Source organism: Nonomuraea sp. NPDC049400 (assembly GCF_044466425.1).
GTDB lineage: Bacteria > Actinomycetota > Actinomycetes > Streptosporangiales > Streptosporangiaceae > Nonomuraea.
Genome location: NZ_JBITMP010000008.1, coordinates 247,803 through 261,244, shown reverse-complemented (window position 1 = coordinate 261,244; position 13,442 = coordinate 247,803). Strand labels below are relative to the sequence as shown.

The window sequence follows — 13,442 nt, the reverse complement described above, 5'->3', positions numbered from 1 at the left end:
GGCGGCGCCCGCCTCCTCACCCCCCGTCCACGCGCCCACCGGTGCGACGGCATCGCGGGGGTGAGCGCGTGAGCGGCTGGGAGCGCGTGGCGGACGCCGTGGGCGCAGGTGACGTGTCCCGGACGGCCGCCGAGGTGTTACGCCTCGACGCGGCGGAGCGCCGTGAGGTGGCTCGCCGGCTGCCCCACCACATCGGCCCGGCCAGGGACGCCGCGCAAGCGCGCTTCGAACACCTGCGGGCGGAGGAGGGACGAGCCCGCCAGAAGTTCGTCGAAGCCGAGGTGGCCGGTGGCCTGTCCACGGAGGAGGCGGTCCACCGGTGGTGGACGACGGGCATCCACCACAGCCACGTCGACTGGAGGATGCGCGACAGCTGGATCGCGCCCATGCGGGTCGCGGGCGCGGGCACGCTGGGAGGCGCGGCTGCGGTCGCCACCTGGATCTTCCGGCGCGACTTCTCCGGTCGGGACGGGGGCCTTCCTCTGGAGCCGCTGCTGCGGGTCCTCGCCGCGCGCCCGGCCGAATGGCAGGCCGACCTCGCCGTACGCGTGGCAGGCCGTCTGCGTGGCACCCGGCGGCAGACGGAAGACGGCACCGTGGCGCTGGCGCTGGAGCTGTTGCGCCGCACCGGAGCCCCGCCCCCCGACCACGAGCCGCTCGTGATCGCCTGGGTGTCCACCACGCCCGATCTCGAAGGCGATCCGCTGGCGGAGCACCTGATCCCGCGGCTCTTCGAGGCCGAGGGAGTGGGCCGGGTGCTGCGCGACGACCGGCTCGACCAGGGGCAGGGCCGGCGGTCCTGGTTGCGCGCGCTGCGCGACTGGGTCGACGCCGGACGGATCGAGCGGGAGGCGCTGGCCGACGGGTGCGTGCGCCGTTTCCTGCGCGGCGGCAGCGCCACCGACCTGCGGTTCTTCGTCCGTCTGCACGACCTGCTCGACCCCGGGCACAGCCCGGAGCGCGTGCGTGACTACCTGCGGCTGCTGCCCGCCGCTCCAGGGCCGGTCGCCGAGCTGGCACTGCGACAGCTGCGCACCCGCGACGCCGCGCTGGACGGCGATGAGGTCAACGAGGCGGTGGCGGCGCTCCTGTTCCGCTCTGAGGGCAAACTCGTGCGCGCCGGACTCACCCTGCTCGACCAGGCCGCCCGCGAGGCCGGGGACGAGCTCGACCATTTGGCGCCCGCGCTGGCCTCGGCGTTCCTGTGCGAGTCCTACGAGGTCAGGGAGAGGTCGGTCCGCCTGGCCGTCAAGCACGCGGGACGGTTCACGCCGGCCGGGGCCGAGGCGGTGCGGGGGGCGGCGGGCCTCCTGCCCCTGGATCTGGCGGCCCGCCTGGCCGAGGTCTACGGCGCCGACCCGGCGTCGGCCGACGAGCCCGGGACCGACGGTTTCGAGGCCGTTGAGCTGCCGGCGTTCGAGGCGCCCGCCCGCCGGCCGTTCCCCGGCGCGATCGAGGACCTCGCCGGCACCTTCGACCTGCTGCACCATGAGTTCTCCCTCGAACGCTGGCTCGACGGCTTCGTCCGCAACCCGCAGACCAGGAAGCCCCCGCTCCGCCCGACGGACCTGCACACCCAAGACGAGTGGTCGAGCCTCGCCCACTGGACCGAGGCACTGCTGCGCGAGGCCGCCGATCCCGGCCGGGAGCCGTCCCCACCCGCCCGCAAGGCTGTGGCCCGTGCCGGTCGCCCGGCTCCAGGAGTGCTCCACAACCTCGCGGCGAGCCTTGCCGACCTGGGCCTGACCATCCCGGACGCCGAGCGGCTCACTGGCCCGCCGCTGGAAGGGGAGCGCGTCTTCGTCGCCGCGGTGCGCGAGCGCGAGCCGAGCCCCCAGGAGAGCGCACCGTACGAACGGCTGCCCAACCGGCGGGGGATCTCACCGCCACACTGGGCCATGCTCCTGCGCTGCGCCGAGATCCACGACGCGCTGAAGAAGGGAACCCTGCCGCCGTACCTCCTGGCCACCCCGACCCACACCTCCGGCCACGTCGATCCCGCCGAGCTGGTCGCCCGGATCGAGGGCTACGAGCGCGCGGGCGTGCGCCCCCTGCCCGCCGACCTGGCGCAGGCGCTGCTGCGGCTGCCGCGCGAGACGGATCCCGAGGTGACCGCCCGTGCCGGTCGGCTGGCCCGCACCTGCGAGGCGGGCGCCGCGCTGGAGCGCTGGCTGAAACAGCGGCCCGAGCCCGAGACACGCCTGGAATGGCTGCCCGCCGACACCTCACTCGGGGCCCGCGGCTGGTCGGCGCCCTTCCCACGCCCGCGCGTCCGGCTGGTACCGACGGGGATGCCGCTCGTGGACGTGCTGCTGTCCGACCCGCCCTACTCGGCCTTGATCGCCCCCGGCGGCGACCTGGCGGCGTGGCGGCTGGCGCTGCCCTCCGACCGGGAGGCGGTGGCCATGCAACTCGTCCCGCAGCTGTCCCACAGCTGGCAGAGCCCGGGCTACCTCCACACGTTCATGACCCCGCTGTGCTACCAGGACGGACCCGTGGGCGAGGGGACGGCGCTGCTCCTCGGCATGCTGCTGGCTGAGCGCGGCTGGCACGCCGAACGCTGCCGTGACCTGCTGCTGCGCGCCGCCGCAGCCGGATGCCTGCCCGCCGGGGAGTGCGGCAGGCAGCTGGGCCTGTGCCTGCGCAGGATCGGGATCACCATGAGCCAGGTGAGCTCGGCGCTGGAGGACGCCGCGCGTAAGGGCGCGCACAGGGAGGTCTGGGAAATCATGCGTGGGCTGCTGCCGGTGTTCCTGCCGGCGCCGGAGGAGCGCGCCCACAGCGGCCACACCCGCGCCCTGGAGTTCGCCGTCGACGCCGCCCGCTGGGCGGGTGCGCGCGGCACGATCCCCGAGGTCGCCGCGATCGCCGCGCGCAAGGGGGCGAGCGGGCTCATCCGCGCCGCCCGCCGCCTGAACGAACATCTCGGCCGGGCGTGACCCTCGAACACCGCGCCAGGACGCGAGGTGAGGACCGCGCGTCCCGCAGCCCGGGCAGGATGCGGCGCGCCCGGGGCGCCGCAGCCCGGGCAGATTGCGGCGGGGTCACGCAGGCAACGCGCTATTCCTCCGTGAGCCCGCCCGTACGGAGCCAGCCACGCGCGGCTGTCACGACGTCCCTGGTGAGGGTCACGGAGTGGCCGATGTAGTGGGCAGGGTCGAAGACCTGGTCCAGTTCCTCGGTCGTCAGCAGCGGATGCAGGTCCGGCTGCTCGGCGAGGGCGGCGCGCAGGTCGACGCCCTTGCTCTGGGCTTGCTGGCTCACCTCGTAGACCCTGCGGTACGCCGTCTGCTTGCCCAGGTGCGGCGCCAGGGCGAGCATCAGTGCTTCGGTGGCGACCTGGTCATGGACGCGGTGGAGGTTCGCGGTGATGCCGCCGGGGTTGGGCACGAGGCTGTCGATCACAGAGCCGAGCGTCTCGTAGGCGCGAAGGCAGTAATGCGAGACGTCCGGAACACAGGCCCATTCGATGCGCCAGGATCTGGAGTCACGCTCGTGCTCGCTGCCCATCGTGGCCATGGCGGACACCACCTGGCCGGCGGCAAGCCTGGACATGACGACGATCTGCTCGCAGTCGTCCGGGTTGCGTTTGTGCGGCATCGTGCTGCTGCCGATGGTGCCCGGCTGCCAGATCAGGTCGAGTTCGCCGAGCTCGGGGCGGGACAGCGTGCGGATCTCGTCGGCGATGCGCCCCGCCGTCGCGGTGCAGGCGGCGAGCGTCATCACATACTCGGCCACTCTGTCCCGTGCCGAGTGCCAGGCCATCAGAGGGCTGGTCAGGCCCAGCCGGGCGGCGACCCGGGCCGCCAGCTCGCGGCCGTGCGGGCTGAATGACGCCGACGTGCCGACCGCGCCGAAGAGCTGGATCGCCAGCACCCGCGGGCGCATGGCCACCAGGCGTTCCGCGTGCCGGAGCAGCTCGTCGACCCAAGAGGCGATCTTGAGCCCGAAACCGATGGGAAGCGCCGGTTGGGCGTGGGTGCGGCCCACCGCGACGGTGGCGGCGTGCTCCTCGGCCAGATCGGCAAGCCGGTCGACGATCGGGCGCAGGAGCCGATCCAGCTCGTCCAGCACGTCCCGCATCTCCAGAGCCTGACCGGTGTCCTGGATGTCCTGCGTGGTGGCGCCGTAATGAACGTACTCGCCGGCACCGTCGGGGCAGGCACTCGCGAGCGCGTTCAGCAACCCCACCAGAGAATGCCGGGTGCGCTGGATGTCGGCGTGCACCTGATCGAGGTCGATGAGCTCCACGCGGGCCCGTTCGCCGATGAGGCCGGCGGCCCACCCTGGGATCAGGCCCAGTTCACCCTGCGCGGTTGCGAGCGCGGCCTCGACGTCGAGCCAGCGCTGGTAACGGCACATGTCGCAGAAGATGCGGCGGCTGGCGGCGGTGGAGTAGCCGAGCCCGGAGAACGCGGAATCGGTGATGTGGCTGCGCGTATGCGCACAGCCGAGCCGGCCGCCGGATCCGGACGCGGTCGAAGGGGTTTCCTGGACAGTCATCTCGCCTGCCTCTTCTGGCTGGAGTACTCGAAGACGGGGGCGACTTTCACGCTTCTCCTGGCGCCCATATTGATGACGGCCTTGGTGTCGGCGGGCGCGGCTCTGACATGGGCACCCGCGTAGCCTGCCGGCGTCATGAAGATCCCCCAGACGACCTCGTGCTCTTGTATGTCGCCGGTCAGCGGGTCGACCACCGGTTCGGTGGCGGGGATCACGCGCCGTTGGACGATGTGGCCCAGGTCGCATGCTTCCGTCAGGTGGCGCTCCCACTCCTGGCCGGAGACCTTCCAGCCGGGGACGATCCCGCTCCCGCTGTGCCCCGCGAAGGGTTTGACGATGAGCTCCTCCCGGTGGTCCCGGCAGTAGTCGACGAGGTCGACCTCCGCCCCGTCCACGGTCACCCGTCCGGTCGTCAACCTTCTGGTCCAGGGCAGCAGCCGGTCGATCAGCCGTCTCTCCTCGTCGGAGAACGCGTCGCGCCACCGCTCGTCCGACAGGAGACCGAGGCAGCCCTTGTTCTCGAAGAGCTCGCTGCGCAGGCTGGTCCACAGGACTGTCTGCCCGTTCTCGTGCGCACGCAGGATCGGCTCCGCGTCGTGCCCACCCGCGACGAGCTCCTGCGTCGTGAAGTAACGCAGCACCACGTCGATCGCCCTGCCGCGCAGGAGCAGCCGGCCGCGGCGCTCGCTGACCTGGCTCACGTCCCCGAGCACGACCTCGAAGCCCAGCTGCTCGAGCATTACCCGGATGGAATGGTGAGTGATGGCGTGTCGCTCGATGCCGCCGACACTTTCCACCAATCCGATGACCGGCGAGGCGCCGCCCGTGACAGGGAGGGCGGCCGCCCTCAGAGCTTCGGCCACGCGAGCGCCGGTACGGACATAGCTCAGGCCATGTTCGTCCGCGAAACGCCGGAAGTGCTCGTCTTCCAGCAAGTACCGGCAGGTCTCCGCGCGCGCGGTCCCGCCGAGCGGACTGCCGATGTTGTACTCGAGGAGCTTGAACGAGGTGCCGTCGTGGTAGAGGTCCGCCCGGCCGTAGAGAGGATGCGGGTCGGGCAGCCGCAGGATGAGCGCTGCCCGACGCGGGTCGATCCCCAGTGCTGACGCGTACCGGTCGAGGTCGCCGGCGAAAAGCCGGTCGGGAAGCGTGGCGAGCAGTGCGAACAGGTCGGCGAGATCGCGCGCGCAGTCCAGCAGGGCGGACCGGTCGGCGAAGACGGGCCGCGCCAGCAGGCTCGCGTCGAAGAAGGCGCGCTGATTGTCCGGGAACGGTGTCCGCGCAATTACGTTCCGGAGCGGACTGCCCTCGTCAAGACATTCCTTTATAAAGGCTTCCGTGACACTGTCCATGCGGAGTCACCCCTACTGCCGGTTGGCCGGTGCGGTCACGCGGCCGGTAATGTACCAGAGTGACCGTCCGCCCCGACAGAATGCGGATGACGTTACTGACACCCTTGACCGTCGCGATCTTGACAGTTAACATGACGCTGATCAAGTGTCAGGGTGCACTCGATTCCTGACACGATTTTGCTCACCATGGAGGCCGTCATGAGCAATTTCGAATTCGCCGACATCGTCATCGTGGCCCAGGAAACCGACGAGACGGTGGCCCCGCACGCCGTTCTGTGCCAGGGCTGATTCCCGGCGGCAGCGGGGAATGACGTCAGGCCCAGGGTGTACATATAGATAGCGGGAAGAACGTGAAGGCACTGCTCATCGTCATGCCCTGGGCCTCACTGCATAGGCCGTCACTCGGTGCGGGAATTCTTGCCCAGGTCGGTCGCGACATCCCCGACTGCCGGATATCGCAGCTGTACGCGAATCTGGAATGGGCTGACTTCCTGCAGGAGGAGTCCGGCGGCGCCATAAGCCCGGTCGACTACAACAATGTGGCCGACCGGTATTTCGCGGGCGCGGGCGAATGGGTCTTCGCGAGCGCGCTCTACCAGGAGCCCCGCTGGCGGGAGCGGGAGTTCAGGGACCACCTTGCTGGCGAGGAAGGTCTGGACGCCGACCTGTTATGCACGATGCAGCAGCTCGCACCCCGTTTCATCCAACGGCTCCGCGATCGGCTGGCCGCCGAATCATATGACATGGTGGGATTCAGCACCACCTTTATGCAGAACGTGCCCTCACTTGCCCTTGCCCGCGCACTCAAGTCGGCACGACCGGACACCACGATCGTCTTCGGCGGCGGAAACTGCGACGGAATCCAGGGTGCCGCCCTGCACCGGAACTTCCCATTCGTCGACCTCGTCGCCAGGGGTGAGTCGGACCATATATTCGGGCAGCTCGTAGCGGCGGTGCGGAGTGCGGACAGCAATCTCTTCCGGCGAATCCCCGGACTCTGCTGGCGAACTTCTGACGGCCGTTCTGTCGCCAATCCGAGTATGGCCGCACCGCTGCTGATGAAATCGGTCCGGCGACCCTGCTACGACGAATACTTCGACGCCCTTGTAAAGACCGGTCTTGACGCCTGGGTGGAGCCTGAGCTGGTGCTGGAGGCGTCTCGCGGATGCTGGTGGGGGGAGAAGCACCATTGCACGTTCTGCGGGCTCAACGGATCGGCCATGAAGTTCCGGAGCAAGGCGCAGGGCGATTTCGTCGACGAAGTGCACGAGGCGGTCCAGAAATACCGGGTCCTGGACATCTCGCTGGCCGACAACATCCTGGACATGAAGTATTTCGACGAGTTCCTGCCGCGCCTGGCGGAGCTCGACTGGGACGTGCGCATCCACTGCGAGGTGAAGGCCAATCTCACGCTCGACCAGGTCAGGGCCCTGCGCCGGGCGGGTGTGGTCAACATTCAGCCCGGCATCGAGAGCCTGAGCACCCACACGCTCAAGCTCATGGACAAGGGCGTGACCGGCGTGCAGAACGTGCGCCTGCTGCGCGACTGCCGGCAGGAGGGCGTCACCGTGGACTGGAACTGGCTCTGCGGTTTCCCCGGCGAGGACGAGGCCGAGTACGAAGCGATCATCGGCCAGCTCCCCGCCCTGGTGCACCTCCAGCCACCGTCCGGCGTGTCCAGGGTCGCGCTCGAGCGGTTCAGCCCCTACTTCGAACGCCCCGAGCTGGGCTTCGAGAACGCTGGACCGGCGCGCGTCTTCCAGTTCGTGTACGACCTGCCGCAGTCCGAGCTGGAGCAGCTCGTCTACCTCTTCGACAGCCCGCGGCAGGGTGTCGGCGAGGAAACGGAGTCGCGGCTGCAGGACGCGATCACGCTCTGGAGACAGGGGTTCGGCCGCGGCACGCTCAGCTTCTCCAGGAGCGACGGGCAGCTCACCGTCCACGACCGCCGCGCGGGCTGGCCGGTCCGGGACCACCTGCTTGAGCCCGGAGGGCGGGCCGAGGCATACCTGGCGCTGAGCAGAGGCCGTACGCCGAAGTCGTTGGAGACGTTCCTGCGCGACACCCACGGCATCACTCCTGGGCACGGCCGGATCGCCACCTGGCTCGACGAGTTCACCGCCAACGGTCTCGTGTTCGCCGAGGCAGGGCGGTACATCGCGCTCGCGGTCGACGAAAGCCTTGCCACGGGGACCACACAGGTGGCGGCCGCCATCGAGGCATGGTGACACCGCTCCCCGCGCCCTCAGCGCCGAGCAAGACATCGATCTTCAAGAATCGGAACTTCCGCAAGGTCTTCGCGGCGAGCGCGGTCAGCACCCTCGGCACGCAGCTGAGCGCCCTGGCCATCCCACTGACCGCGGTCGGCGCGCTGGACGCCACCCCGGCCCAGGTCGGCCTCCTGGGCGCGTTGAGCATGATCTCGTTCCTGCTGTTCGGCCTTCCCGCCGGTGTCCTCGTCGACCGCGCGTCGCGCCGCCGGATCATGATCGCAGCCGATTTCGGCAGAGTGCTCGTGCTGGCTTCCATCCCCGTCGCGGCGCTGCTCGGCGCGCTGACGCTCCCGCAGCTGTACGTGGTCGCCTTCGTCACGGGCACGTTGACCCTGCTGTTCACTGTCGCGTCACAGAGTTTCCTGCCCTCCATCGTCCCACCGGAGCGGCTCAACGAGGCCAACGCGAACCTCGCCTCCTTCAGGGAGGGCAACGCCATCGCCGGGCCGGTGCTCGCCGGGCTCCTCATCCAGCTCGTCACTGCCCCGCTGGTCATCCTCCTGGACGTGTTGAGCTACCTCTGGTCCGGCGTGGTCATCTTCAGCATCAGGCGCGTGCCTGAGCCTGTCGCCGCCAAGCAGTCCATGACCCGCAGCATCCTGGACGGCGTACGGTATGTCTTCGCACACGAGCTGCTGCGTCCGATCGCAGCGGCAGGCGCGCTCAGCAATCTTGCCGCGCTCGTGACGCTGACGATGATGCCGATCTACTACGAGCGCGTGCTGGGGCTTCCGACCGGGATGTTGGGCCTGTTCATGGGCGGTGGCGGGGTCGGCCTGCTGCTGGGGGCCTACACCGGGCGGTGGCTCGCCCGATGGATCGGCGAGGGGCGGGTGCTGTGGGTCTTCGGGACGGCCATCGTCCCCTTCGCGTTCCTCGTGCCCGGGGCGGCGCCCGGCGCCTGGCAGTGGATCGCGACGGGAGCCTGGCTGGTGGTGTGCTATCAGAGCGGCATGACCAACGTCCTGTTGATCAGCTTCCGGCAGCGCATCACACCGGGGGAGATGCTTGGCCGGATGAATGCGGTCATGCGCTTCACGCTGACTGGAGCGGCGGCGCTCGGAGCAGCGCTGGGAGGCGCGATCGGGGAGTTCGCCGGCGTGCGGAGCGCCCTTTACGTCGGTGCCGCGCTGACCGGTCTGGTCTGGATCCCCTACTTCTTCTCCCCCATGCGTCACCTGCGCAGGCTGCCCTGACCCTGAGCCGCGAACGAACCGGAGCCGCACCATGAGCTACCCGAGCCGAGCCGACCTCACGTCGCTCTCCACGCGTGACGTCGTCGATGTCCCCGGGACGATACGCCTCGATCCCGGCTCTCCCCGGGAATACCTGGAGGCGATCCGGTTCCTCAGGGACTGCGCGGCATGCGGGGTCACTGTCCGCTGGACGGGAGAGTGCCCTGCCCCTGCCGTCGCTGACGCGCTCACCCATCTGCCGCCTCCGCAGGCTCCCCTCGCGGCGGGGCTGCACGAGCAACTGCGCCACTGGCGGGCGGCGTACCGGCGGGGCGCGTTCTACCTGCGCAAGGGGCCTGGCTTCCGGATCGTTCACGACCGCAGGCCACTGCATGCCAAGCCGCTGCGAATGATCGTCGGCGACGACCGCCTGATCGACGCCATGGAGGCCGGTGACGAGGTGATCCGCATCGAGGACCATCCGGTCCCACCGGCCATACGGCACCTGGTCAAGGCCGGGCTCATGCTGGCCGCAGGCGACTATGCCCTGACCCTGCCCTATCGGCTCACCGCGTGGCCGATCCCCGCATACAGCGTGTAGGACCGGTGCTCGGCCAGGTCACCGGGCCACGGCCAGACGGTAGTCCTCGTCGGTGGCGAGGAGGTTCCGGTGCGTGTCCTCCGCGGTGATGACGCCGTCGTCCAGGACGAGGACCCGGTCGGCGGCGTCCAGGAGTGCCGGGCTGCTGGTGATCACGATGGTGGTGCGGCCGCGGCGCAGCTCGGCGAGGTTGCGCGCGATGAGCTGCTCGGTGACCGCGTCGACCGCTGTCGTCGGGTTGTGCAGGACGAGGACATCGGTGTCGGCGGCGAGGGCGCGGGCCAGGGACAGCCGTTGGCGCTGCCCGCCGGAGAGGTTCGCGCCGCGGTCGCGGACGCCGTAGTCGAGTCCTTCGCGGTGGAGGGCGACGACGTCGGTGAGCATCGACGCCTCGACCGCCTCGAGGACCATCCGGCTGGTGCCGGACGGGTCGATGTTCGTGCGGAGCGTGCCCGCGAAGATCTCCCCGTCGTACGGGTTCACCAGCATGTGCTCGCGGACCGCCTCGATCGACAGGTCCGCCGCATCCTGGCCGCTGACCCGTACCACGCCCTCATACGCGTCGGGCGGGACGTTCAAGGCCAGGACCGATGCCAGGTCGGCCGCCGCGCGCGGCTGGTAGGCGGCGATCGCCACGAACTCGCCGGCGGACACCTGGAACTTCAGCTTGCGCAGGGACCCGTACCGGACGCAGTCGACCTCGAGGTTGCCGCCCGCGGACGGGCGGTCCCGCCCCGGGGTCATCACCGGCGGCGCGGCCAGCACCAGGGCCATCCGCTCGGCCGACGCTCGCGCGATCATCACGTACTTCGGCATCTCCGAGAACAGCTTGAGCGGTTCCATGATGAACTGCGCCAGTCCCACGGCCATGACGAGCTGCCCGATGGTGATCCGGCCCTGGAACGCGAGCCACCCCGCCGTCAGGGTCACGGCGGCGGCGAGGATCGCGTTGAGTGCCTGCGCGGCGCCCGCGTACGCGCCGTTCACCCTGGCGACGGTGATCGCCTGGTGCTTCGCCTCCGTGCTGACCTTCCGGTAGGACAGGAACGCCGCCTCGTTGCCGCCGAAGCCGTGCAGCGGGCGCAGACCGGTGATCAGGTCGGCGACCTTCGCGCCCGCCCGCGCCACCCGGGCCTGCTGTTCGCGGGTGCTGACGCCGATCCGCCTGGACATCACGCTCAGGATCGACAGGATCGCGACGGTTCCCACGATCACCAGCAGGCCGAGATGGATGCTGGCCATGCCCAGCGCCACCGCCGTGATCAGCACCGCGACCAGCGAGCTGATCAGCAGCGGTGCCACCTCGATGATGTCGGCGGTCTGGTCGGCGTCCTCCGTGGCGATGGTCAGCACCTCGCCGGACTTGAGACCGACGTCCCTGGCCACGGGCTGGAGTCCGCAGGCCGCGACCCGTACCCGCCAGCGGTGTGCCTCGGTCGTGTTGGCCTTCTGCAGGATGCGCATCCCGAACCGCCACGACAGCGACACGGTCGTGATGATCACGGCCAGCGCGGCTATGGACAGGGCGAGCGAGCCGAGGCTTCGTTCCCGCATCGTGTGCTCGACGATCAGGCCGAGCGCGATGGGGAAGGCGGTCTCACCCGCCTGGTACATGCCCATGAGGACGGTGCCCCAGGTCATCGCGCCGATGTTGCGACGCAGCGTGGTCCAGAGGATGCCCGACCCCGTGCCGGGCCGCGGTCCGATCAGCCGCAACTCAACTACCCTCTCGCCAAGCCCGCCAGAGTCGCGCGTACCGGCCGCCCAGGGCCAGCAACTCCTCGTGGGTCCCCTGCTCCACCACGCGTCCCGAGTCCAGTACGGCGATCCGGTCCGCCGCCATCGCCTGGGTCAGCCGGTGCGCCACGAACAACGTGGTGCGGCCCCGGCACGCGGCCAGCACGGCCCGCTCCAGCTCGGCGGCCCCCTCGCTGCCCGCCTCCGCGGTCGACTCGTCGAGCACCACCACCGGCGACCGGCCAAGCACCAGCCGGGCCAAGGCGATCTGGGCGACCTTGGTGACGTCCAGGCGCTCGCCGCCCTCGCCGACCATGGTGTTGAGCCCATCGGGCAGCGCGTCGGCCCACCCGTCGGCGCCGACCGTGCGCAAGGCGTCCATCAGTTCGGCGTCGGTCGCTTCCGGCGCGGCCAGCCGAAGGTCGTCGGCGAGCGGGCCGGAGAACACGTGCGTCTCCTGCGTCAGGATGCTCACCAGTGCCCGCGCCCCGGCCTCGTCCAGGTCCGCGAGGTCGGTCGACCCGATGCGCACCGATCCAGCCTGCGGGGTGCCGATGCCCGCGATCAGCGCGGCCAGGGTGGTCTTGCCCGCGCCCGTCGCGCCCACCAGCGCGAGCGAACCGCCGGCCGGGATCGCCAGGTCGACGTCCAGGAGCACCGGCTCCTCGGAATCGGGGTAGCTGAACGTCAGTCCCTCGACCGTCACCGGGTACGGGGCGACGTCCGCAGACGCGGCGGCGGCACTGCCCACCAGCCGGTCCTCCGCGGCCTCGCCCAGCACCCCGACCAGCCGGGTCAGGCTCGCGCCCGACTTCTGCGCCTCGTCGAAGGTGAACAGGATGGCGCCCAGCGGGTTGAACAGCCGGTGGAACACCAGCGGGGCCGCCGACACCTCGCCCAGGCTGGCGGCATCGGCCTCCAACAGGGCGTACCCCACGACGACGATCAGGACCAGCCCGATGAACTCGGCGCGGTTCTCCCTGCCGACGAACCGGCCGAAGAGCCGGAACACCTCGATGCCAAGATCGCGCACCCGCCACGACTCACTGGCGACCTTCTCGCGGAAGGCGTGCTCAAGGCGGTACGCCCGGACCGTGTCGATCCCGTTCAGACCACTGATCAACGCCTGCGCACGGTCGGCCTGGGCCGCCCGCTGCTTCCGGTAGAGCGGGGCGGACCGGGGCAGATACCAGCGCAAAGCCAGCGCGTACGCGGGCAGCGCGCCGGCGCCCGCCAGGCCGAGCCGCCAGTCCAGCCCGAACATGCCGGCCGTGGCGATGACGACCAGCACTCCCGAAGAGAACACCGTGGGGATGGCCGTGCGGATGCCCTTGGACAGCACGGCCACGTCGTCGCCGACCCTCGACAGCACGTCCCCCCGGCCGACCTGCTCGATCCGCGCGCTCGGCATGCCCAGCACCGCCCGGACGGCGCCCTCCCGCAGCCGCGCGAGCAGGTCCGCGCCCAGCCGCCCGATCAGGTACGTCGACGCCGCGCCGGCAGCCGTGCCGAGCAGCGCGGCGGCCACCATCAGCGCGCCGAGCGTGACCAGGACCGACTGCGGCTCGCCGTTGATCACCCCGTCGACCACCCGGCCGAGCAGGAGCATCGGCAGCACCGCAAGCGCCGCCCCGGCCACCGTGGTGAGCACGGTCGCGGCCGTCAGCCATGGCGCTTCGCGGCAGTGCGCCGCGACCCAGCGGGTGGCCTCGCGCCCGGTCGCCGTGCGCAGGGTGGCCGGGGCGACGCGGGTGTCGGCGGCGCTCACATCCGGGCCAGGACCGCGCGGCCCGCCCATGGC

The 13,442-nt window shown here is 70.6% G+C and carries 8 protein-coding genes; 4 read left to right on the top strand and 4 right to left on the bottom strand.

The window, feature by feature from the left end; translation table 11 throughout:
- Window positions 1-68: 68 nt before the first annotated feature.
- Complete coding sequence (locus ACIBVN_RS14835; RefSeq protein ID WP_397136435.1) at window positions 69-2,939, top strand: DUF6493 family protein; 2,871 nt, start codon at window positions 69-71, stop codon at window positions 2,937-2,939.
- A 121-nt stretch (window positions 2,940-3,060) separates the two neighbouring features.
- On the opposite strand, the gene ACIBVN_RS14830 is transcribed toward ACIBVN_RS14835, so the two are convergent.
- Window positions 3,061-4,503 (bottom strand): adenylosuccinate lyase family protein, encoded by a 1,443-nt coding sequence (locus tag ACIBVN_RS14830; protein ID WP_397136433.1) that lies wholly within the window; start codon window positions 4,501-4,503, stop codon window positions 3,061-3,063.
- Entirely contained in the window at window positions 4,500-5,855 is a 1,356-nt protein-coding gene (locus tag ACIBVN_RS14825) for a hypothetical protein (RefSeq protein WP_397136431.1), read from the bottom strand. The genes ACIBVN_RS14830 and ACIBVN_RS14825 overlap by 4 nt, the downstream gene beginning before the upstream one ends.
- 350 nt (window positions 5,856-6,205) lie before the next feature.
- Between ACIBVN_RS14825 and ACIBVN_RS14820 the strand changes: the two genes are divergently transcribed.
- Genes ACIBVN_RS14820 through ACIBVN_RS14810 form a run of 3 tightly spaced genes read left to right on the top strand, consistent with a single transcriptional unit; the run spans window position 6,206 to window position 9,904 of the window.
- Window positions 6,206-8,083, top strand: a complete 1,878-nt coding sequence (locus ACIBVN_RS14820; RefSeq protein WP_397136429.1) for a RiPP maturation radical SAM C-methyltransferase — start codon at window positions 6,206-6,208, stop codon at window positions 8,081-8,083.
- Complete coding sequence (locus tag ACIBVN_RS14815) at window positions 8,077-9,324, top strand: MFS transporter (RefSeq protein ID WP_397136427.1); 1,248 nt, start codon at window positions 8,077-8,079, stop codon at window positions 9,322-9,324. Before ACIBVN_RS14820 ends, ACIBVN_RS14815 begins: the two co-directional genes overlap by 7 nt.
- Before the next feature lie 31 nt (window positions 9,325-9,355).
- Window positions 9,356-9,904, top strand: coding sequence for a DUF5825 family protein (locus ACIBVN_RS14810; protein ID WP_397136425.1), 549 nt, complete (start codon window positions 9,356-9,358; stop codon window positions 9,902-9,904).
- A gap of 18 nt (window positions 9,905-9,922) precedes the next feature.
- Here the strand turns inward: ACIBVN_RS14810 and ACIBVN_RS14805 are convergent, their stop codons facing one another.
- Window positions 9,923-11,620, bottom strand: a complete 1,698-nt coding sequence (locus ACIBVN_RS14805) for an ABC transporter ATP-binding protein (RefSeq protein ID WP_397136423.1) — start codon at window positions 11,618-11,620, stop codon at window positions 9,923-9,925.
- A 1-nt stretch (window position 11,621) separates the two neighbouring features.
- Window positions 11,622-13,439: an ABC transporter ATP-binding protein gene (locus ACIBVN_RS14800; protein ID WP_397136421.1), complete on the bottom strand. Its 1,818-nt coding sequence runs from the start codon at window positions 13,437-13,439 to the stop codon at window positions 11,622-11,624.
- Window positions 13,440-13,442 lie beyond the last annotated feature (3 nt).